Here is a 22111-nt window from a genome sequence, read left to right as displayed (position 1 = left end):
GCAGGCTACCAGCGCACCAGACCGTTGAGTGGGACGCGGGTCAGGACTTCCTGCAAGGATTCACCATCGGGGAAAATCAACGCCGGAGCAATCTCTGCCAGCGGATAGAGCATGAACTCGCGGTTCTTCATATCATAATGCGGCACGATCAACCGTTCAGTATTGATCACCTGGTTGCCATACAGCAGCAGGTCTAAATCCAGTGTACGTGGGCCCCAGCGCTCGGCCTTACGGACACGCCCCTGATTCTGTTCAATCGCCTGCGTGGCATCCAGCAGCTCCTCAGCAGGCAAATGGGTATCAAGGACAACAACGGCATTGAGGAAGTCGGGCTGATTTTGCGGGCCGAGGGGTTTACTGCGATAAAACGAGGAACAGACCACCAGTTTGGTGCGGGGCATGTGCGCCAGAGCTTCCAGCGCACAGTTAACCTGGTCTACAGGCTTGGCAAGATTACTGCCGAGCGCAATGTAGACTCGGATCATTGACCGCTTTCCTTACGAGGTGCCCGTTTACGCGGACGGCGAGTACGTGTGCGGCGCGGTGCGACATCATCGCCCAACGTCCCCAGCATATTTTTTTGCGATGCAGGCGTGGCTTCCTGGAATTCACTCCACCATTCGGTCAGGCTTTGTAGTTCGCGATGCTGTTCTACTTCGGCACGCAGTGCCAGTAAATCAAAGGCGGCGCGGAACTTAGGATGTTCCATTAGCTTGTGCGCACGTTTGCCCTGGCGGCGTGAAAGACGCAGTTGCAGTGCCCAGATATCACGCACCAGAGTGGTAATACGTTTCGGTATCGCCAGTGAACGGCATTGCTCATCAAGCACGTCGTTCATCGCCAGCGAGAACGCATCGTAGTAAGTCAACCCACCTTCCTGCGCCAGTTTCTGCGCATGTTCAATCACTGGGTACCACAGCATGGCGGCGAACAGGAATGCTGGATTAACGCGCTGATCGTTTTGTAGACGGAAATCAGTATTTTTCAATACCTGATTCAGTATACGTTCCATCGGGCTGTCGCCCTGTTCGGTGAACTGGCTGGCAATCAGCGGGAACAACGGCTGGAATAACTGGTATTCGCACAGCTTCAGGTAGGTTTGATGACCATAACCGGACTGCAACAATTTCAGCGACTCTTCAAACAGTCGGGCTGGTGGAATCTCTTGTAACAGGGTTGCCAGACGTGGAATAGGCTCGGCCGTTATCGGGCAGATTTTCATGTCCAGTTTGGCGGCAAAACGCACGGCACGTAGCATGCGCACTGGATCTTCGCGATAGCGGGTTTCCGGGTCACCAATCAGACGAATAATGCCATTTTCCAGATCGCGCAGACCGCCGGTGTAATCACGCACGGTGAAATCAGACACGCTGTAATACAGGCTGTTGATAGTGAAGTCGCGGCGCTGGGCATCATCTTCGATACTGCCAAAAATGTTGTCACGCAGCAGCATACCGTTCACCGCTTGCTGGGAAGAATTCTTGTCTTCCGGTTCTTCTTCCAGCTGTTCGTGATGACCGCGGAAAGTCGCGACTTCAATAACTTCCGGCCCAAACATGACGTGCGCCAGGCGGAAACGGCGGCCAACCAGACGGCAGTTGCGGAACAATTTACGTACCTGATCCGGCGTGGCGTTGGTGGTGATGTCGAAATCTTTGGGTTTCTTTTCTAGCAGTAAATCACGTACACCACCGCCGACTAAGTAGGCTTCATAGCCAGATTTGTTCAAGCGGTAGAGAACTTTCAGGGCATTTTCGCTGATATCACGGCGGGAAATGTTGTGCGCATCGCGTGGAATAACCGTGATCGCACGCGTTTCACCCGCATAGTCGAACGATGCACGTGGTTTAGAAGGATGCTCAGTGACATAGCGCTCAATAATGGGCTGGTGTTCGCCACGTGTCGACTCGCTGGCCGGACGGCGGTTGCCGTTGTTCGCGCTTTGGCGCTGACTCTGCGAAGCGCTATTGTTGCGGCGATCACTTCGGTGGCTACGATTATCGCGGCTCCCGTTGCGTTCTCGCCGTGGGGCCGGGGCCGTTTTCACGTTGCCTTCAGCAACAAGCGTTGTGTCGCGATGGGTTTTATCTTCACGAAGAGGGGCTTGCTCAGGCACCGCGGTTTCTTCACGAATGACTTTGTCTTCACGAATTAGCACCTTACGGCAGAAATTGGCTACTCGGGTAAAAATGGGACACCTCGATAGTGACTGATAAAAATAACGCGACGCAAAAACAGCGGCTAATCATAGCTCACACCGGCTACTTTGAGAATGCCGAACTCAAATCTGGCGGTGCTTTCGCATCCTGACGCGGCATCTTCGCTGGTGTCCAATGTTTTGTCGCCCAGCGTAATAATAAATCTAATGGTAAATCTTGCCAGTTTTCCGGCACGTTTTGGCCCAAAAATTGTAACGCTTTCAACAAGACCGGGCGGGGATCGCCTTCCGGTAACGCTGGGGCATGATTCTGCTTGGAGAGTTTATCTCCCTGTGCATTCACCGCTAGCGGTAAATGCAAATAATTCGGCTGCGGATAGCCTAAATGTTGATAAAGCGAAATCTGCCGCACGGTGGGTTCAATTAAATCGGCACCACGCACAATATGATTCACGCCCTGATAGTGGTCATCGACCACCACCGCCAGATTATAAGCGAACAGTCCGTCGCGCCGGCAAATAATGAAATCCTCTTCAGCCAGCGCGGGTTTGGCATGCTGTTTCCCCTGGAAATCATCTTCAAACCCATAAATTGGGTGAGTTTGGCGTAAACGCATGGCGGCGTTTTCCGCACCTAAGGCCAAATCACGGCAGTGCCCGTCGTAGGTGCCGCCAAGCTGGCTAATCCGATGGCGGGTACAGGTGCAGTAATAACTGACTCCCTGATGCCGTAATGTCTCCAACGCCGCGCGGTAGGCGTCATGACGCTTCGACTGCCAGACAACGTCACCATCCCAATGCAATCCGTAACGATCCAGTGTTGCCAGAATGTTGTCGGCGGAGCCGGGGATTTCGCGTGGGGGATCGAGATCGTCAATACGCACCAGCCAGCGGCCCTGTAAAGAGCGGGCATGCAGGTAGCTGCCGAGTGCGGCAATCAGAGAACCAAAATGGAGAGCGCCGGAAGGCGAGGGGGCAAAACGGCCAACATAACGCTGAGCTGGGTGGAAATCAGACATAGAACAGTAACATCTTCTATAAAGGGAACGCGGTGCATGACGCACCGCGTAGGACCCGAGACTTAACCAGCCATCTGCTTTTCGCGGATTTCAGCCAGTGTCTTACAGTCAATGCACAAATCGGCGGTAGGACGTGCTTCGAGGCGGCGGATGCCGATCTCAACGCCACAGGAATCGCAGTAACCGAAATCCTCGTCTTCCACTTTTTTCAGTGTTTTTTCTATTTTTTTAATCAGCTTACGTTCACGATCGCGGTTACGCAGTTCGAGGCTGAACTCTTCTTCCTGAGCGGCACGGTCGACCGGATCTGGGAAGTTTGCAGCTTCGTCTTGCATATGCGAAACAGTACGATCAACTTCGTCTCTGAGCTGGTTACGCCACGCTTCAAGAATTTTCTTGAAATGGGTCAGCTGAGCGACGTTCATGTACTCTTCGCCTGGCTTCTCTTGGTATGGTTCTACCCCAGCGATGGCGAGAATGCTCAAGGACGATGTCTTACGGGGTTGCCCTTCTTGCATGATGCTTCTCCTACATAAAACGCACTATGCTCGTCGTCTATCAAGTCGCCTTGTTGCAACCTAAATGATTAAGAGCATTTCGATCCCCAAAAGGGGAAAAATCAGGCCGCTATAAATACCAGAAGGTAACGAGGTAAGCAATTAATCATCGCAGGAGCTTGACAGCACTGTGAGGAAAAGCGTATTCGCGTACCTTATTATCCATTCAACGGAATGATATGGAACATCTGCCTTTATAGCCGACGATGACTGTAATAACAGGGAGTTATCCGACAAACTGGCGGTTAGCCAGAGGTAAACGATCTGTGAGGCGGATACCCCCGTCAGAAAGTTTGGCACCGTAACACATCACTTCGACACCGTACTGTTGTACCTGCGTCAGTAATTCTGTGTAACGCGGATCAATATGGTGTGCCGGTGAGACACTTTCAATGCCTGAATGCAATACAGCGAAGAAAAGAACGGCTCGCTGTCCCTGTTCCGCCATCGCTTGTAGTTCGCGTAAATGCTTCTGGCCACGCAGCGTGACTGCGTCGGGAAAGAAGCCGCATCCTTGCTGCAACAAGGTGACAGATTTCACTTCAATATAGCAGTCAGAACGATTATCCGCCTGTAACATAAGGTCAATACGGCTGTTTTCGGTGCCGTATTTAACTTCAGCCGTTAATTTACTGTAAGCGGATAATTCTGGAATCGCGTCAGTTTCCAGCGCTTCTTGCACTACCTGGTTCGCTCGCAACGTATTGACGCAAATCCACTGTCCCTGCTGGGTTTCGGTTAACTCCCAGCTGTGAGCATACTTGCGTTTTGGGTTATCTGAGGTGGAATACCACACCGTATCTCCCGGTGTGGCACATCCCGTCATGGCACCGGTATTGGCACAATGCAGCGTCATCTCCCGGCCATCTGGCGTCACCACATCAGCCAGAAAGCGTTTGTAACGTTTGATTAGTGTCGCAGATTGCAGCGGAGGATCGAAGATCATGACAATTCCTGATAAACGTTAGTCGGAGACAGGCAGCGGCCAGCTTTGCAGGCGGGTATAGCGAGTACGGCCTTGGGCAAATACTGACTGATACAGCCCGAACTCTCTGGCTTCCAGAGCCCAATCGGGTGTGGAAGGCGGAATAGCCACCGGTCGGGTCGCCGCACTTAATATGGAAATATGGGGGTGAAAAGGCAGAGTGCTTTGATAGCAACCGTTGCGCGCGGTGTGTGAACGCAGAACCTCCGCCAGTTGCAATAGTGGACGAGGCGCGCGGCGGGAGCCTAGCCATACCACACCCGCACCGGGCCAGTGCCCTGCATCGTCAATCTTCAGGCTGAAACCTTGGGCGTCAATTCTTCCGGCTATGTTGCGCAGCGCGGTTTCTTTCAGCTCACTGACCTCGCCCAGAAACGCCAGTGTAATATGCAGGTTAGCGGCGGCGATGGGCCGTCCGGCATCGACAGGGAAGTTGTCGGCCCGCCATTGTATCATCTGCTTTTGTAATGTCGGTGGCAGTGATAAAGCGAAAAACAGGCGGCGTTGAGCAGACATCTCGGGTTCCTTTTCAGCTGTGCAAGGGCAGATGCTACAATGCCGGCGCTTTAAATCAAATCATATGGGGTTTTTTCATTGTCTTCTTCTTTGCCGGTCAGTACCGTACTCGAATCGCTATTCTCCGCATTGCGAACGGCACCGCAGGTATTATTGCTGGCACCTACCGGTGCGGGTAAATCCACCTGGCTGCCGCTGCAGCTCCTACAACAGGCCAACCTGTCCGGCAAAATCCTGCTGCTAGAGCCACGCCGCCTGGCAGCGAAAAATGTGGCTTTTCGCCTAGCGCAGCAACTGGGTGAAACACCAGGCCAGACCGTCGGCTACCGCATGCGTGCAGAGAGTAAAACCAGCGCCGCCACCCGGCTTGAAGTGGTGACGGAAGGGATTCTGACCCGCATGGTGCAGGATGACCCGGAACTTACCGGCGTGTCACTGGTGATCCTCGATGAATTTCACGAACGCAGTCTACATGCCGATCTTGCGCTGGCTTTGCTGCTCGATGTACAAAGTGGCCTGCGTGATGACCTCAAATTACTGATCATGTCAGCAACGCTCGATAATGCCCGCCTCGCGCTGCTGCTGCCCGATGCGCCGGTGATCGTCTCTGAAGGACGCAGTTTTCCGGTAGATCGCCATTATATTTCCCTTGCCAGCCATGAGCGACTGGATGAGGGTATCGCCCGCGTGGTGAGCCGTTTGATGAACGAACACGACGGCTCGATGCTACTGTTCCTTCCCGGTGTTGGGGAAATCACGCGTGTACAAAACCTACTGGTGGGCAAAGTGGCGAATGATGTGGCGCTCTGCCCGCTCTATGGTGCGCTGTCACTTGAACAGCAGCAGAGGGCCATTCAACCCGCAGCTCCAGGCTGTCGTAAAATTGTGTTGGCCACTAACATAGCGGAAACCAGCCTGACGATAGAAGGTATCCGTTTGGTGGTAGACAGCGGCCTGGAACGCAGCGCGCAGTTTGACGTGCGTAGCGGCCTGACCCGGCTTGTCACCCAACGTATCAGTCAGGCGTCAATGACCCAGCGTGCTGGTCGCGCCGGGCGTCTTGAGCCCGGCCTTTGCTGGCATCTTTTTGCTAAAGAGCAAGCGGAGCGCGCCAGTGCTCAGGCTGAAGCAGAAATTCTACAAAGCGATCTCAGTGGTTTCTGGCTGGAATTATTGCAATGGGGATGTCAGGATGCCGCACAACTGACCTGGCTGGACGCCCCCCCCATACCGGCTCTGGCGGCGGCAGAAACGCTGCTTCACTCTCTGGGTGCCACGGATAAACAGGGCAAACTCACCCCCGCAGGGCAGCGTATGGGGAAGATCGGCTGTGACCCGCGCCTTGCCGCGATGCTGATTGCCGCCGATGAGCAAGGTGCCGATGCTCTGACTACTGCGGCACTGCTGGCCGCCATACTTGAGGAGCCGCCGCGAGGTGGTGTCTCGGATATCGACTATTGGCTCAGCCGCCCGCAAGGGCACTGGCAGCGGCGCGCCAGCCAGTTAGCACGGCGCGCTTCAAATAAAAAAGGTCAGGTGGATGCCTCGCTGGCGCCTTGGTTACTTGCTTGCGCATTCAGTGACCGTATCGCGCAACGTCGTGGCGTTGACGGCCGCTATTTACTGGCTAACGGGCTTGGCGCTTCGCTACCTCAGGATGATGCCTTAAATCGTGCCGCCTGGCTGGTGGCACCGCAACTGTTGCAAGGCAATAACAGTCCCGATGCCCGCATTCTATTGGCGGTAACGCTGGATGCCAGCCAACTGGCAGAGCGTTTGCCGCAGATTGTGAAAGAGCAAACCGCCGTCGAATGGGACGAAGAGAAAGGCACGCTGCGCGCATGGCGGCGCTGGCAGGTTGGGCGGCTGGTGCTGAAGGCCAATCCGCAGGCCAAACCGGATGATGCCGAATTACAACAGGCGCTGATTGAGTGGATCCGCAATCAGGGGTTGCAGGCGCTGACCTGGTCGGTCGCGGCTGAACAGTTACGCCTGCGGCTGATTTGTGCAGCGACATGGCTGCCTGAGGCTGGCTGGCCCGCGATGGATGATCAAAGCCTACTCGACACACTGGAGCAGTGGTTGTTACCTTCGCTTGGCGGGGTTCGCTCACTAAAAGCGATGCAACAGGTCGATGTGCACGACGCCCTTTCGCGCCTGCTGGATTGGCATCAGCGGCAGCGACTCGACAGCGCATTGCCGACGCACTATAGCGTGCCTACTGGCAGCCGTTTGGCAATCCGCTATTATGCAGACCAGCCGCCGGTGTTGTCAGTTCGGATGCAGGAGATGTTTGGCGAAGAGCGCAGCCCGCGAGTAGCCGAAGGCCGAATTGCCGTCGTGCTGGAGTTGCTTTCTCCGGCGCAGCGTCCGCTGCAGATCACCGCCGATCTGGCCGCGTTCTGGCAGGGAACTTATCGCGATGTACAAAAAGAGATGAAAGGCCGTTATCCTAAACACCCGTGGCCGGATAACCCGGCAGACGCGTTACCCACGCGCCGGACCAAGAAATACCAGTAATCAGAAGTCACTCTTTTTAAGAGATTTCTTCTGGTGAGAATGAATACCGAGGCACAGAGTAAGCGCCACTTTATGAACAGAGCAGATTTTATGGAGAATTGTCATGTCTGGCGATGATCGCGAGCCGATTGGCCGTAAAGGCAAAACCGCAGGGCGTAAGCCTTCGCGCTCCCGTCCCGTTCGCGGTCGCCGGGTTGACGATGAAGAAGAGATTGATGACGACTATGAAGATGACTACGAAACGGATCATGATGACTACGATGAAGAAGATAACCACCGGGAGTCGCGCATGACACGTAAAGCCGCATCACGCAAAGCCGCAAAATCAGGCAAAGGAGGCAAACCGCGCAGCAGAAAACGCGGGTGGTTCTGGCTGCTGTTCAAACTGTTTATCATTTTCGCCATTCTGATGGGGATTTACGGTTTCTATCTGAATACTGAAATCCGCAGCCGCATTGATGGCAAAGTCTGGCAACTGCCGGCGGCAGTCTATGGCCGTCAGGTGAACCTTGAACCGGATATGCCGTACAGCAAGAAAGAGATGATTAACCTGCTGGAAGGTACGCAATATCGCCAGGTGACGCGCATTACCCGTCCGGGAGAATTTACCGTCGCGGCTAACAGCATCGATTTGCTGCGTCGTCCGTTTGATTTTCCTGAGGGTAAAGAGGGGCAGATCAACGCCCGGCTGATCTTTGCTGATAACCATCTTGATGAGATCAAAAATCTGGATAACAACCGCGACTTCGGGCTGTTCCGCCTTGATCCGCGGTTGATCACCATGTTGCAGTCGCCGAACGGTGAGCAGCGACTGTTCGTGCCACGCGTCGGTTTCCCTGACCTGCTGGTGGACACCTTGCTGGCAACTGAAGATCGTCATTTCTATGAACATGACGGCATCAATTTTTGGTCGATTGGCCGTGCATTGGTGGCTAACCTGACTGCCGGTCACGCGGTACAAGGTGGTAGTACGCTGACGCAACAACTGGTAAAAAACCTGTTTCTGACTAATGAGCGCTCCCTTAGCCGTAAAGCGCGTGAAGCCTATATGGCGATTTTAGTCGACGCGAATTACAGCAAAGACCGCATTCTGGAACTGTACCTGAACGAAGTGTATCTCGGTCAGAGCGGGTCCGATGAGATCCGCGGTTTCCCGTTGGCGAGCCTTTACTACTTCGGTCGCCCGGTGAATGAGCTGAGCCTGGATCAGCAGGCGCTGCTGGTGGGCATGGTGAAAGGCGCGTCGCTGTATAACCCATGGCGTAACCCGAAACTGGCCCTGGAACGCCGTAACTTAGTGCTACGTTTGCTGGTCAATCAGAAGGTTATCGATCAAGAACTGTATGACATGCTCAGCGCACGTCCGCTCGGTGTTCAGCCGAAGGGCGGGGTGATTTCGCCGCAGCCTGCATTTATGCAAATGGTGCGTAACGAACTGCAGGCTAAACTCGGCGATAAAGTGCAGGAAATGTCCGGTGTGAAGATTTTCACCACGCTGGACCCGATTTCACAGGACTCTGCTGAAAAAGCGGTGGAAGAGGGCATTCCGCTGCTGCGTAAGAAAAGCGGCCTGAATGACATCGAAACCGCGATGGTGATTGTTGACCGTTATACCGGTGAAGTGCGAGCGATGGTTGGCGGGGCGGAAACGCAGTTTGCCGGTTTCAACCGTGCGATGCAGGCGCGGCGTCAAGTGGGTTCTCTGGCTAAACCTGCAACCTATTTGACGGCGTTGTCGCAACCAGACAAATATCGCCTGAACACGGTATTGGCTGACCAGCCTCTCACCATCAAATTGGCCAACGGTCAGACGTGGTCACCGAAAAACGATGACCATCAGTTCCGTGGACAGGTGTTGCTGGTCGATGCGCTGGCACGTTCCATGAACGTGCCTACCGTGAATCTGGGGATGGCAGTCGGGCTGGATAACATCACCAAAGAGCTGATCAACCTTGGCGTGCCGAAAGAGTCGCTTACCCAGTTGCCATCCATGCTGCTTGGTGCCATTGCGCTGACGCCGATGGAAGTGGCGCAGGAGTATCAGACCATCGCCAGCGGCGGTAATAAGGCGCCATTGTCGGCGGTACGTTCGGTCATTGCTGAAGACGGCACGGTGTTGTATCAGAGTTTCCCACAGGCGGAGCGTGTTATCCCGGCGCAGGCGTCATATCTCACTATGTACGCTATGCAACAGGTCGTCTCCGAAGGGACCTCGCGTGCGTTGGCGAGTAAATTCCCTAACCTGCATCTGGCGGCGAAAACCGGGACTTCGAACGAACTGCGTGACAGTTGGTTTGCGGGTATCGATGGCAGTCAGGTCGCCATCACCTGGGTCGGGCGTGACAACAACGGCCCATCCAAACTATGGGGATCCACCGGTGCGTTAGTGCTCTACAGTCGCTATCTGGAGAACGAAATACCGCAGCCGCTGAATCTGCAAGTGCCGGAAGGCATCAGCGTGATGAACATCGACGCCAGCGGAAACTTCGTCTGTAACGGCGGTGGCACCCGCAGTATTCCAGTCTGGACAGACTCACCGGAGAGCTTGTGTCAGGCCTCGCAGGCAGCAGTACAGCAGCAGCAACAACAACAGCAACAACAACAACAACAACAGCAACAACAACAACAGCAACAACAACAGCAACAACAGCAGCAACAGTCGCAACCACAGCAAGAAGATGGCAAAGGGGTAGCTGGCTGGATTAAAGACATGTTTGGTTCCGGCAAGTAAGTTTCAGCCAGACCGGATAGAGAGAAAAGGGCGCGACAATCAATGTCGCGCCCTTTTTTTTATTCTTTTATTGACCCACAACATATCGGGTCTAAATGGACTTGCAGAAGCTCGCAGAATACGCATATCATGTGATGTTCATAATAATAATTATCATTTACATTCCCATTCAATTATATCCAGAGAATACTAAATGGCACTCCACCGCTCTCTTTCACTTATTTCATCCAACGCCATTTTTCCGCGTGGCACACTGGCGTTAACCATCGCCGCAGCACTGAGTGCTTATGCCTTTCAGGCTACCGCGGCTGAAACCAGCGCCAATACAGGCAACACCATTGTGGTCACCGGCAATTCGGCGACAAACGTGGTGCCGGAATCTGCCTGGGGTCCATCGCCAACTATCGCCGCAAAGCACAGTGCGACGGGCACAAAAACCGACACGCCAATTGTTAAAACCCCACAATCTATCTCGGTGGTGACGCGTGAAGAGATGGACATGAAGCAGCCCGCGACAGTGAAGGAAGCGCTGAGTTATACGCCGGGTGTGTTCGCCAGTCGTGGCAGTTCAGCGACCTATGATGCCGTGGCTATTCGCGGTTTCACCTCAGTGAACACTAACCAGTACCTCGATGGCATAAAGCTGCAAGGCGACAACTATTCCGAAGTGTCGATGGATCCTTACTTCCTCGAACGCGTGGAAGTGCTGCGTGGTCCTTCTTCTGTGCTATATGGTAAAAGTAATCCGGGTGGCGTGGTGACGATGATCAGCAAGCGTCCGACCACTGAACCGTTGAAAGAAATACAGTTCAAAATGGGGACCGACAATCTCTACCAGACCGGGTTTGACTTCAGTGATGCTATCGATGACGCAGGCGTATATTCCTACCGTCTGACCGGCGTGGCGCGCAGCCAAGACACTCAGCAGGTCATGTCTAAAGAGCAACGTTACGCGATAGCACCGTCCTTTAGCTGGCGTCCGGACGACAAAACCAACTTCACTTTCCTGAGCAATTTCCAGAACGATCCAAACACCGGTTTTTATGGATGGTTGCCGCGCCAGGGCACGGTGGTGCCTTATACCGATGCCAATGGCAATTCTCGCAAGCTCTCGACTGACTTCAATGATGGCGAGGCGGACAACAAACTGTCACGCAACCAGAAAATGGTCGGCTACAGCTTCGATCATGCATTTAATGACACCTGGACCCTGCGCCAGAACCTGCGTTACACCAAACTCGATACCCAGTACAAAAGTGTTTACGGCACCGGCTATATCTCTAACGGCGTCATGAGCCGTGCGTACGTTCAGTCAAAAGAGAAACTGGCTAACTTCGATGTGGATACCCAGGCGCAGGCTAAGTTTTCCACCGCAGAGGTCGATCACATCCTGCTGATGGGCGTGGATTACATGCGTATGCGCAACGACATTGATGCCGATTACGGCACCGCCAGCAATCTGAATATGAGCAATCCGCAGTATGGCAACAGCAATGTTTCCCTGTACTTCCCGTATGAAATTCTGGACCGTCAGGAGCAAACGGGTCTGTACGCGCAGGATCAGGCGGAATGGAAAAAATGGATCCTGACCGTGGGTGGTCGTTACGATTTCGCCAAAAGCTCGACCTATACGCGTTCAAGCAACAGCACGTCGCAAATAGATGATCAGCAGTTCACCTGGCGCGGCGGTCTGAACTATTTGTTCGATAACGGCATCTCCCCGTACTTCAGCTACAGCGAATCTTTCGAACCGACTGCTGGTGCGAGCAAAGCCGGTAAGCCGTTTGATCCTTCCATGGGTAAACAGTACGAAGCGGGTGTGAAATACATTCCGAACGATCGTCCGATCACCCTGACCGCTGCGATTTACCAGCTCACTAAAGACAAAAATCTGACGGCAGACCCTTCTGATTCCAGCTTCAGCGTACAATCGGGCGAAATTCGCTCACGCGGTGTTGAACTCGAAGCTAAAGCCGCAGTGAATGCCAACATCAACGTGACCGCGTCCTACACTTACACTAATGCGAAATACACCGAAGACACGGCTTACCAGGGCAAACGTCCGGCAGAAGTGCCGCGCAACATGGCATCATTATGGGCTGACTATACCTTCCACGAAACCGCACTTAGCGGCCTGACTGTGGGCTCCGGCGTGCGTTATGTCGGGGATAGCTCCAGTTTCTACACGACGGGTGAGCAAAATAATGACACCTTCAACGTAGCCTCTTACACGCTGGTTGATGCGACCATTAAGTACGATTTGGGTCGCTTCGGGTTGCCGGGTTCTTCAGTCGGTGTGAACATAAACAACCTGCTGGACCGAGAGTATGTAGCCAGTTGCTACCGCGATTATGCTTGTTACTGGGGTACCGACCGCCAGATCGTCGCTACCGCAACGTTACGCTTCTGATCGTCAGCCTTTAACGTTGTAAATCCGGGCACGCTGGTCGTGCCCGTTTCCTATTCACTGCTTCTCGACGTCAACGTAGAAAATCTTATGCCTAGTAACAACGTACCTCTGTCTTCATCACTGCCAGATAGCACTTTCAGTTTGCAGCAGGTGAGTTTTACTGTGCCGGGACGCACACTGCTCGCGCCACTGTCGCTGACCTTTCCTAAAGGTAAGGTGTGTGGCCTGATTGGTCATAATGGTTCGGGTAAATCGACGTTGTTAAAAATGCTGGGGCGTCATCAACCGGCATCATCCGGGCAGATCCAACTCAATGACACGCCGCTGGAACAGTGGGACAGTAAAGCCTTTGCCCGTCAGGTCGCCTATTTACCGCAGCAACTTCCCGCCGCCGAAGGGATGACAGTACAAGAGCTGGTGGCCATCGGGCGTTACCCATGGCATGGCGCGCTGGGGCGTTTTAAGCATCATGATAAAGAGAAAGTGGAAGAGGCGATCGAGCGGGTGGGGCTAAAGCCTTTCGCACGCCGACTGGTCGACAGCCTGTCTGGTGGCGAGCGTCAGCGTGCCTGGTTGGCGATGATGATGGCGCAAGATAGCCGCTGTTTACTGCTCGACGAACCGACCTCCGCGCTGGATATTGCCCATCAGGTCGATGTGCTGGCGCTGATTCATCGCCTTAGCCAAGAGAAAGGGTTGACGGTGATCGCCGTGCTGCATGATCTGAATATGGCAGCCCGCTATTGCGACTACCTGATGGCACTGCGTGATGGTGAGATGATTGCCCAAGGCACACCGCAAGAGATGATGCGTGGTGACGTACTGGAGCAGATTTACGGTATCCCGATGGGAATCCTTCCGCACCCAGCCGGTGGTGCACCAGTGAGCTTCGTATATTGATATGTCTGAGATTTTTCCTGCACCCGATTTAACCCGCCGTCGTCTGTTACAGGCGCTGGCGATCGCTCCATTGCTGGCGTCGTTGCCTGCCTTCGCGGCATCCCGTCCTGATGTAAATAAAATTATCGCGCTGGAATGGTTGCCCGCCGAGTTGCTGATTGCATTAGGCGTGACGCCGATGGGCGTGGCCGATATCCACAATTACAACCTGTGGGTTGAGGAGCCAAAGCTCCCCGCAGGCGTGATTGATGTGGGCCAGCGGACGGAGCCCAACATGGAGCTAATGCAACAGCTTCAACCTTCGTTGCTGTTGGTTTCCCAAGGTTATGGGCCGAATGCGAAGCAGCTTGCGCCTATCGCACCTGTGTTCGGCGTAGCGGCGAACGATGGCAGTGAACAGCCTTTACAGCAGGCTATCCGCTCACTTCACAAACTGGCTGCTTATCTTGATTTACAAGATCGCGCGGCCAGCCATTTAAAAATTTATTACGACATGCTGGCGAGTACGCGTCAGAACGTGCAACCGCTCGCGCAGCAGCCGATTTTACTTTTCTCCTTCCTCGATACTCGCCACGTTTTAGTTTTCGGTAAAGGCAGTCTGTTTCAGGAGGTGATGACAGATCTCGGACTGACCAACGCGTGGTCCGGCGAAAGCAGTTTCTGGGGCAGCGTTAACGTTGGGATAGAACGTCTGGCGTCGATTAAAAATGCCCGTGCACTCTGCTTCAGCCATGGTGATACCGAGATCTATTCCCAGGTTTCGCGGACGCCGCTTTGGCAGTCAATGCCATTCGTGCGTCAAAAACAGCTCAGCGTAGTGCCTGCGGTGTGGTTCTACGGCGCGACCTTTAGCGCCATGCGTTTTTGCCGCATTCTTAACGACCAACTGGGGAAAAAGATGCAATGAACCGTCTCTCACTCAGCCTGGCGTTTATTCTGTTAACCGTAATGGTTTTGGTGAGTACGCTGCTCACCGTATACAACCTCCATCAACAACTGCCTTATGCTCTATGGCGTGAAGCGCTCTGGCAACCCAATGTCGATGACGTCAACCAGATGCTGTTCCATTACAGCACCTTGCCGCGAGTGGCTGTTGCGCTGCTGGCTGGGGCGGGTCTGGGGCTGGCTGGTCTGCTGTTTCAGCAAGTGTTGCGTAATCCGCTGGCGGAACCGGCCACGCTTGGTGTATCAGCCGGGGCACAACTCGGGCTGACCGTTGCCACGCTGTGGGCGCTACCGGGTGGAGAGATCACCCAGCAGTTTGCTGCCATGATCGGGGCGGTGGTGATTGGCTTGCTGGTTTTTGGCATCGCCTGGGGTAAACGTATGTCACCGATCACGCTGATCCTGGCCGGATTGGTGCTCGGTTTATATTGCGGTGCGGTTAACAGCCTGATTGGTCTGTTTAATTACCAGAGTCTGCAAAGCTTGTATATGTGGAGTACGGGGTCGCTTAATCAGCAGGACTGGCATGTTGCCAACTTTCTGCTTCCGCGAGTGATGATTGCCTGGCTGCTGGCGTTTTTGCTACAACGGCCAATGATCCTTATGGGGCTTGATGACGGTGTAGCAAAAAATTTGGGGCTGGGACTGACGGCCGCCCGTCTTATCGTCCTGGCGCTGGCTATCTTGATGAGTGCGCAACTGGTGAATGCCGTTGGCATTGTCGGGTTTATCGGCTTGTTTGCGCCGTTGCTGGCAAAAATGCTTGGTGCTCGTCGCCTGCGTGCGCGGTTGATCCTCGCCCCCTTGATTGGCGCATTGTTGTTGTGGCTGACCGACCAGATTATGCAATACCTGACGCAAGTGTGGATGGAGATCCCAACCGGTGTCGCCACGGCGCTGGTCGGTGCGCCGCTGCTATTATGGCTGTTGCCGCGTTTACGCAAAAGTCTGATACCCCCGCCAATGGATCAGGGCGACAAGGTACCCAATGAGCGTCATCATCTGGTTGGCTGGGTATCGCTGGCGTCGTTGTTGTTGCTGGCAGGTATTGCTGTGGCACTCATGGCGGGGCGAGATTCACACGGCTGGAACTGGTCAACTGGCTTGCAGCTTGAAGCCCTGTTGCCCTGGCGAACGCCACGCGTATTGGCTGCGTTGGCGGCTGGCGTGATGCTGGCTTCGGCGGGTGTGTTGATCCAAAAACTCACCGGTAATGCGATGGCGAGCCCCGAAGTACTGGGCATCAGTTCGGGTGCTGCTTTGGGGGTAGTACTGATGCTGTTTATTGTGCCCGGCGACGCCTTTATCTGGCTGCTGCCTGCGGGCAGCGCGGGTGCCGCCATCACATTATTGGTCATTATGGTTTCTTCCGGATTGCGGCGTTTCTCCGCCGAACGCATGTTACTGGCCGGTATTGCGCTAAGTACGGCGTTCACTACGCTGATCTCGCTGTTGCTGGCCAGTGGTGATCCGCGTATGGGCGGCCTGCTTGCCTGGATTTCTGGCTCGACTTATTCGGTCACGATGGCGCAGGCGTGGCGTACCGCAGCGATTGCCGTGGTACTGCTGATACTGGTGCCATTCTGCCGCCGCTGGATCAATATTTTGCCTCTGGGAAGTGTGACAGCGCGGTCTATTGGAATGGCATTAACACCCAGCCGCATGGCGATTTTGCTGCTGGCGGCGGTAATGACTGCTGCCGCTACGTTGACCGTAGGGCCGCTGAGTTTTATTGGGTTGATGGCGCCCCATATGGCACGGATGCTCGGCTTTCGTCGAGCTATACCCCAGTGGATGGTCGCCAGTATTTTAGGTGGGTTGCTGATGGTGTTTGCTGACTGGTGCGGGCGAATGGTGATCTTCCCGGATCAAATTCCGGCCGGACTGCTCGCGACCTTTATTGGTGCGCCCTACTTTATTTATTTGCTTCGAAAGCAAGGTCAATCCCGATAGGGCGATTTTATTTGCTACTTTGGGGGCAGACAGTGCTCGGGATCCTCACGGACTTTGTGTATGCTCCGGTCCCTTCGCGCTGGCTGCCCCCAAGTTGCCTGTAACGATAACGCCCTACTCACTCAGATGGCGATGTGACTCGCCGAGTGAGTGCTTCAAAGCTTAGCGAAACAGCGGCGTGCGGCGTCAATGGTACGCTGGATATCTTCCTGCGAATGCGCCAGTGACATGAAACCCGCTTCGAAGGCTGACGGTGCAAGATAGACACCCTCATCGAGCATCAGATGGAAGAATTTTTTGAAGCGTTCGACGTTGCACTGCATCACGTCCTGATAGCAGGTTACGGTTGCTGAATCGGTGAAGAACAAGCCGAACATCCCGCCAACGTGATTAACCACAAACGGGATGTTTTCCCGCTGTGCCGCATGAACCAAGCCTTCTGCCAGACGGGTAGTCAGTTCAGTCAGGGTCTGATGCACTCCCGGCTGAGCGACTTGAGTCAGACAGGCGATACCCGCCGCCATAGCAATCGGGTTACCGGACAGCGTACCCGCCTGATAAACAGGGCCGGTTGGTGCCAGCGCCTCCATCACTTCACGGCGCCCGCCGAAGGCACCAACCGGCATACCTCCACCGATAATTTTACCCAGGCACGTTAGGTCCGGCATCACGTTGTAATATTCCTGAGCACCGCCTAATGCGACGCGGAAGCCGGTCATGACTTCATCAATGATCAACAGCGCGCCGAATTCATCACACAAAGTACGCAAGCCCGGCAAGAACTCGGGTAACGGCGGCACGCAGTTCATGTTACCCGCCACCGGTTCAACAATGATGCAGGCAATATCGTCAGGGAACTGTTCAAACGCTGCGCGAACGGAAGGTAGATCATTGTAGGTACAGGTCAAGGTATGTTTGGCAAAGTCAGCCGGAACGCCCGGTGAGTTTGGCTGGCCGAGCGTCAGCGCCCCCGAACCGGCTTTCACCAGTAGGCAGTCGGCGTGGCCGTGATAGCAACCTTCGAACTTGATAATTTTATCGCGATGAGTGAAGCCACGAGCCAAGCGAATGGCACTCATGGTGGCTTCGGTGCCGGAGTTTACCATGCGCACCATGTCCATGCTTGGTACTAAGTCAGTGACCAACTCCGCCATTTTAACTTCCATCTCGGTCGGCGCACCAAAGCTAAGGCCGCGCTGAGCTGCTTCGATCACGGCGTTACGGATCTCTGGGTTGTTATGGCCTAGCACCATCGGTCCCCACGAACCGACATAATCAATATAGGCTTTGCCGTCGACATCAAATAAGAAAGCGCCATTGGCACGTTCAATGAATAAAGGGATGCCGCCGACGCCGGAGAATGCACGTACCGGCGAATTCACCCCGCCTGGGATCAGCGCTTGCGCCTGCGAAAACAGACTTTCTGACTTACTCATAGTTCGGCTCCTGACGTGACTTTTTTATACTAAATGAGAGTGGCAATCGGTCCATTCTAAAGAAGTTGACTGTGTTATGAAATCGTAACGCGTGCGGCCATCCGCTTTTCATATTTCAGTGATCACGATTTGTATGATTTAATTGTCACTTCTTTTCGATCCCCTTTTTCTTAAAAGCCAATGAAATGATCAGTGAAAACCATACCGATACGATTGAGCAACGCAGTGCGCCTGGACCCCGTAAACGTAGTGAAATATTGCGCCAGTTCCTTCGCCGCGATAAAACGCCGGTAGCAATACTTATTGTCGCCGCCATGGTTGGCACGTTAGCGGGTCTACTGGGTGTGGGGTTTGAAATGGCGGTGGACTGGGTGCAGCATCTGCGCTTGTCCGGTTTGGGTTTTTTCAGCGGCTATTGGATCCTGCTGTGGCCGTTAACATTTGTGGCGTCAGCGGGGCTGGCGATGTTTGGCTATTATCTGGTCCGCCGTTTTGCGCCGGAAGCCAGCGGCTCAGGCATCCCGGAAATTGAAGGTGCACTGGAGGAGCTTCGGCCGGTACGCTGGTGGCGGGTGATCCCGGTTAAGTTCTTTGGCGGTATGGGTACGTTGGGCGCGGGCATGGTACTGGGGCGCGAAGGACCAACCGTGCAGATGGGGGCCAATGTTGGACAAATGGTAGCGGATATTTTCCGTCTGCGTAGTGCTGAGGCTCGCCACTCCTTGTTGGCTACCGGCGCGGCAGCCGGGCTTTCTGCGGCGTTCAATGCGCCGCTGGCAGGCATCTTATTTATTATCGAAGAGATGCGCTTACAGTTTCGCTACAGTCTGATTTCGATAAAAGCCGTGTTCATCGGCGTGATTATGTCGAGCATTGTGTATCGCGTTTTCAACGGTGAAGGGGCCGTCGTTGAAGTGGGCAAACTGGCCAGTGCACCGCTCAATACGCTGTGGCTGTATATGGTCTTGGGCATGGTTTTCGGCGTAGTGGGTGTTACCTTCAACGAACTGATTTTCCGCGCGCAGGATATGTTTGCCCGCATTCACGGTGGCAATCTACGCAAGATATTACTCATCGGCGGGGGGATTGGTGGTGTCTGCGGCATTCTTGGGCTTATCCAGTCTGAAGCCGCAGGCGGCGGTTTTGCGTTAATCCCACTGGCGGCGGCCGGGAAATATACCCTCGGCATGCTGCTGTTCATTTTTATCGTCCGCGTTGCGACCACGCTGCTCTGCTTTGGCTCCGGTGCGCCAGGCGGAATTTTTGCCCCGATGCTGGCGCTGGGAACGTTACTGGGAACCGCATTTGGTATGGTTGCACTGGCCTTGTTCCCGCAATATGGGATCGAGCCCGCCACCTTTGCCATTGCGGGAATGGGCGCGCTATTTGCTGCCAGCGTGCGCGCGCCACTGACCGGTATCGTGTTGGTGTTGGAGATGACCGACAACTATCAACTGATTTTACCGATGATCATTACCTGTCTCGGTGCGACACTGCTGGCACAGTTTCTCGGCGGGAAACCCTTATATTCCGCGATCCTGACACGGACTTTACAGCGGCAGGAGCGTGAGATTGCAGCCAAAGCAGAGGCAGAACAGGCAGGCGAGGGCATAAATAGGCAGGACGACAGCGTTAAAACCGCTCATAATTGAAGTATTGGTTTATGTACTACATAATCAGTTCATTATTCAGACAGTCAATCCGGCGGCCTGAACATACAACGGGTTGGGAGTAAAAAGATGAGTGAAGCAATAATCAGTGATCCGATGGAAGTAGAAACCAGCGCGCTGCCGCTGCAATTTACCGAAGCCGCTGCACGCAAAGTGAAGAATCTGATCTCCGATGAAGAAAACCCAGAGCTCAAGTTGCGGGTTTATATCACCGGTGGCGGTTGTAGTGGTTTTCAATACGGTTTCACCTTCGATGATAAGATCAACGATGGCGACATGACCATTGAAAAATCCGGCGTCGCCCTGGTGGTTGACCCGATGAGCCTGCAATATCTGGTTGGTGGTGCGGTGGATTATACGGAAGGGCTGGAAGGATCGCGCTTTATTGTCACCAATCCGAATGCCAAAACCACCTGCGGGTGTGGATCATCGTTCAGTATTTAAGCATCGCTGATGCCCTAACCTAGAAAAGCATCTAAGAAGCCTGTCGCCTTTCCTTAAGCCGACGGGCTTTTTCTTTTGGGCTTTACTCTTCTAGGCTAACCGGTTTGGCAGCGAGCCTATTTCTGAGACAGTAAGGCCATGCGCTACCGGGCGGTCAACGGATGTAACTGCGAACACAGCTGTTGAGCTGCCAGCATAATACGTGGCCCGGCACGACTGAACCAGTCGGCATCCACGGTCACTACCGGTACTTTTAACGCCGGTTGCCAGAAATCTCTCACGCTCTCTTGCTGCCGTTTTCCGCCGCTGATGATGATGGCCTGTGGCTGGCGGGACAAAACCTGCTCGCGGCTCACCTGTGGCCAGGGTGCTCGGCTGTCCTTGAAAATATTTTCTGCACCACACAGCGAAACAATTTCACTTTGCAGTGTCCTTGACGACGCAGTAAACAGCGGTTGCGTACCAAACTGAATAAACACCGGCAGTGGATGAGGGCGCGTATAACGTCTTTTCAAACGATCGCGTTGCTGGCGGATCTGTTCAGCGGCCTGCCGGGCCATGTGCGGCATCGGGCTGTAGGCAGCGAGTTGGTCCAACGCCTGCGCCACTTGTTCAATGTTTTCAGGATCGAGATACAACACAGGGATCCCGAGTGAGGCAATCTGATCCAGCGGACGCTGCGGATTGCCGCCGCGCCATGCCAGGACTAAATCGGGTTTCAGCGCTATCACACGTTCGACATTCACGCCTTGCCAACTGGCAACCTGCTCTAGTTTCTTTGCCTGAGGTGGGAAATCAGAGTAAGCGCTGACGCCCACCAGATGGTCGCCCAATCCGGCAGCATAGGCCAATTCGGTCAGATTAGGTGCCAGGCTCACCACGCGCTGAGCCGGTTGAGCTATGGCCGCCAACGGCAGCCATAAATATAACAATATCCCTAAAACTCGAAAGGCCACGCGGCATTACCCATTCGCCAAAGATTGCAACATGGCGTCGATCATCAGCGTCGACTGCTTAGCCGCGACCACCAGGAATTCTTCGAAACTCAGGTGTGATTCGCTGTCTGCTACGTCAGAAATCGCGCGGACAACCACGAATGGCGTGCCAAATAGGTGGCATACATGGCCGATGGCCGCCGCTTCCATTTCCACGGCCGCGACGGTCGGGAAGGTTGCTCGGATGCGTGCCAGCGGGGCCGCGCCGTTGATGAAGGCATCACCGCTGCATACCAGACCACGCACGGCATTCAGATCCAACTGACGAATGCAGGTTTCAGCCAGTTCAATCAGCGCAGGATCGGCAATGAAAGCCGCCGGGCAACCGGCCATCTGGCCCGGCTCGTAACCGAACGCGGTGACGTCAGCATCGTGGTAACGCACTTCTTCAGAAACGACGATATCACCCACTTTTAATGTTTTCGCCAGACCGCCCGCCGAACCGGTGTTAATCACCACGTCAGGTTTGCACAGCTCCAGCAGAAGCGTGGTGCCCATAGCCGCAGAGACTTTACCGATGCCTGACTTCAGCAGCGCTACGTCAATACCGTGCAACTGGCCGGTATAGATTTCGCAGCCTGCACGTTCGATGGTTTTACGGTTGATAATTTTGTCGCGCAACAGGGTAACTTCTTGTTCCATTGCGCCAATGATGCCAACTTTCATAATGTTACTCGCAGATTGAGGAGGGAATTGACTGTTTTATAACAAGTCCGATACACGATAGTCTATCATGGCTATGATACCCGTCATCCTTCAAGCTGCAGGTGTGTTGGCTATACGTTCGTTCACCCGAATGACTTACACCAGTAAGTTCAAGGGGGTCACTTACTTACCGTCTGCCTACTGCTCGAATGATTTTGGGGATAAGCA

General features: G+C 54.2%; 17 protein-coding genes. 8 read left to right on the top strand and 9 right to left on the bottom strand.

Annotated elements, in window-relative coordinates; all coding sequences use genetic code 11:
* Positions 1–5: 5 nt before the first annotated feature.
* From folK to thpR, 6 genes are all read right to left on the bottom strand, one after another.
* Positions 6–485, bottom strand: coding sequence for a 2-amino-4-hydroxy-6-hydroxymethyldihydropteridine diphosphokinase (gene folK / locus IEV89_RS10890; protein WP_188473451.1), 480 nt, complete (start codon positions 483–485; stop codon positions 6–8).
* Positions 482–1807, bottom strand: a complete 1326-nt coding sequence (pcnB, locus tag IEV89_RS10885; protein ID WP_229746455.1) for a polynucleotide adenylyltransferase PcnB — start codon at positions 1805–1807, stop codon at positions 482–484. The genes folK and pcnB overlap by 4 nt, the downstream gene beginning before the upstream one ends.
* A 454-nt stretch (positions 1808–2261) precedes the next feature.
* Positions 2262–3176 (bottom strand): tRNA glutamyl-Q(34) synthetase GluQRS, encoded by a 915-nt coding sequence (gluQRS, locus tag IEV89_RS10880; RefSeq protein WP_188473448.1) that lies wholly within the window; start codon positions 3174–3176, stop codon positions 2262–2264.
* A 62-nt stretch (positions 3177–3238) separates the two neighbouring features.
* Positions 3239–3694, bottom strand: coding sequence for an RNA polymerase-binding protein DksA (dksA, locus tag IEV89_RS10875; RefSeq protein ID WP_188473446.1), 456 nt, complete (start codon positions 3692–3694; stop codon positions 3239–3241).
* Between the two features lie 265 nt (positions 3695–3959).
* On the bottom strand, positions 3960–4679 hold the full coding sequence (gene sfsA, locus IEV89_RS10870) for a DNA/RNA nuclease SfsA (protein ID WP_188473444.1): 720 nt from the start codon (positions 4677–4679) through the stop codon (positions 3960–3962).
* A gap of 18 nt (positions 4680–4697) precedes the next feature.
* Positions 4698–5234, bottom strand: coding sequence for an RNA 2',3'-cyclic phosphodiesterase (gene thpR, locus IEV89_RS10865; RefSeq protein WP_188473442.1), 537 nt, complete (start codon positions 5232–5234; stop codon positions 4698–4700).
* A gap of 78 nt (positions 5235–5312) precedes the next feature.
* Between thpR and hrpB the strand changes: the two genes are divergently transcribed.
* The 6 genes from hrpB to fhuB all read left to right on the top strand — a co-directional run bounded on the left by hrpB (position 5313) and on the right by fhuB (position 16693).
* Positions 5313–7754, top strand: coding sequence for an ATP-dependent helicase HrpB (gene hrpB / locus IEV89_RS10860; protein ID WP_229746449.1), 2442 nt, complete (start codon positions 5313–5315; stop codon positions 7752–7754).
* A gap of 103 nt (positions 7755–7857) precedes the next feature.
* Positions 7858–10485 carry a bifunctional glycosyl transferase/transpeptidase gene (gene mrcB / locus IEV89_RS10855; protein ID WP_188473440.1) on the top strand — a complete coding sequence of 876 codons (2628 nt, stop codon included), beginning with the start codon at positions 7858–7860 and terminating at the stop codon, positions 10483–10485.
* Positions 10486–10678: 193 nt separating this feature from the next.
* Entirely contained in the window at positions 10679–12895 is a 2217-nt protein-coding gene (gene fhuA / locus IEV89_RS10850; RefSeq protein WP_188473432.1) for a ferrichrome porin FhuA, read from the top strand.
* 87 nt (positions 12896–12982) lie between these two features.
* Entirely contained in the window at positions 12983–13795 is an 813-nt protein-coding gene (gene fhuC, locus IEV89_RS10845; RefSeq protein WP_188473430.1) for a Fe3+-hydroxamate ABC transporter ATP-binding protein FhuC, read from the top strand.
* Between the two features lies 1 nt (position 13796).
* Positions 13797–14702 carry a Fe(3+)-hydroxamate ABC transporter substrate-binding protein FhuD gene (gene fhuD / locus IEV89_RS10840; RefSeq protein WP_188473429.1) on the top strand — a complete coding sequence of 302 codons (906 nt, stop codon included), beginning with the start codon at positions 13797–13799 and terminating at the stop codon, positions 14700–14702.
* The gene (fhuB, locus tag IEV89_RS10835) at positions 14699–16693 is read left to right on the top strand and encodes a Fe(3+)-hydroxamate ABC transporter permease FhuB (protein WP_188473428.1); all 1995 of its coding nucleotides are present in this window, start codon (positions 14699–14701) and stop codon (positions 16691–16693) included. Before fhuD ends, fhuB begins: the two co-directional genes overlap by 4 nt.
* A 155-nt stretch (positions 16694–16848) precedes the next feature.
* Here the strand turns inward: fhuB and hemL are convergent, their stop codons facing one another.
* Positions 16849–18129: a glutamate-1-semialdehyde 2,1-aminomutase gene (gene hemL, locus IEV89_RS10830; RefSeq protein WP_188473427.1), complete on the bottom strand. Its 1281-nt coding sequence runs from the start codon at positions 18127–18129 to the stop codon at positions 16849–16851.
* 185 nt (positions 18130–18314) lie between these two features.
* Here hemL and clcA point away from each other — a divergent pair, with 185 nt between their 5' ends.
* On the top strand, positions 18315–19781 hold the full coding sequence (gene clcA / locus IEV89_RS10825; protein WP_188473426.1) for a H(+)/Cl(-) exchange transporter ClcA: 1467 nt from the start codon (positions 18315–18317) through the stop codon (positions 19779–19781).
* Between the two features lie 114 nt (positions 19782–19895).
* Positions 19896–20243, top strand: coding sequence for an iron-sulfur cluster insertion protein ErpA (gene erpA / locus IEV89_RS10820; RefSeq protein WP_188473719.1), 348 nt, complete (start codon positions 19896–19898; stop codon positions 20241–20243).
* Positions 20244–20386: 143 nt separating this feature from the next.
* Here the strand turns inward: erpA and btuF are convergent, their stop codons facing one another.
* Positions 20387–21199, bottom strand: coding sequence for a vitamin B12 ABC transporter substrate-binding protein BtuF (btuF, locus tag IEV89_RS10815; protein WP_188473425.1), 813 nt, complete (start codon positions 21197–21199; stop codon positions 20387–20389).
* 6 nt (positions 21200–21205) lie between these two features.
* Positions 21206–21904: a 5'-methylthioadenosine/S-adenosylhomocysteine nucleosidase gene (gene mtnN / locus IEV89_RS10810; protein ID WP_188473424.1), complete on the bottom strand. Its 699-nt coding sequence runs from the start codon at positions 21902–21904 to the stop codon at positions 21206–21208.
* Positions 21905–22111 lie beyond the last annotated feature (207 nt).

This window comes from Hafnia psychrotolerans, from assembly GCF_014639435.1.
Lineage (GTDB): Bacteria > Pseudomonadota > Gammaproteobacteria > Enterobacterales > Enterobacteriaceae > Ewingella > Ewingella psychrotolerans.
This window is presented reverse-complemented; position numbering and strand designations above follow the sequence as displayed.

Bases quoted from the DNA above. Each gene is read 5' to 3' on its own strand.
- dksA (WP_188473446.1), bottom strand. From the start codon at position 3,694: ATGCAAGAAGGGCAACCCCGTAAGACATCGTCCTTGAGCATTCTCGCC.
- fhuA (WP_188473432.1), top strand. From the start codon at position 10,679: ATGGCACTCCACCGCTCTCTTTCACTTATTTCATCCAACGCCATTTTT.
- fhuC (WP_188473430.1), top strand. From the start codon at position 12,983: ATGCCTAGTAACAACGTACCTCTGTCTTCATCACTGCCAGATAGCACT.
- fhuD (WP_188473429.1), top strand. From the start codon at position 13,797: ATGTCTGAGATTTTTCCTGCACCCGATTTAACCCGCCGTCGTCTGTTA.
- clcA (WP_188473426.1), top strand. From the start codon at position 18,315: ATGATCAGTGAAAACCATACCGATACGATTGAGCAACGCAGTGCGCCT.
- gluQRS (WP_188473448.1), bottom strand. From the start codon at position 3,176: ATGTCTGATTTCCACCCAGCTCAGCGTTATGTTGGCCGTTTTGCCCCC.
- fhuB (WP_188473428.1), top strand. From the start codon at position 14,699: ATGAACCGTCTCTCACTCAGCCTGGCGTTTATTCTGTTAACCGTAATG.
- hemL (WP_188473427.1), bottom strand. From the start codon at position 18,129: ATGAGTAAGTCAGAAAGTCTGTTTTCGCAGGCGCAAGCGCTGATCCCA.
- mtnN (WP_188473424.1), bottom strand. From the start codon at position 21,904: ATGAAAGTTGGCATCATTGGCGCAATGGAACAAGAAGTTACCCTGTTG.
- thpR (WP_188473442.1), bottom strand. From the start codon at position 5,234: ATGTCTGCTCAACGCCGCCTGTTTTTCGCTTTATCACTGCCACCGACA.
- erpA (WP_188473719.1), top strand. From the start codon at position 19,896: ATGGAAGTAGAAACCAGCGCGCTGCCGCTGCAATTTACCGAAGCCGCT.
- sfsA (WP_188473444.1), bottom strand. From the start codon at position 4,679: ATGATCTTCGATCCTCCGCTGCAATCTGCGACACTAATCAAACGTTAC.
- mrcB (WP_188473440.1), top strand. From the start codon at position 7,858: ATGTCTGGCGATGATCGCGAGCCGATTGGCCGTAAAGGCAAAACCGCA.
- folK (WP_188473451.1), bottom strand. From the start codon at position 485: ATGATCCGAGTCTACATTGCGCTCGGCAGTAATCTTGCCAAGCCTGTA.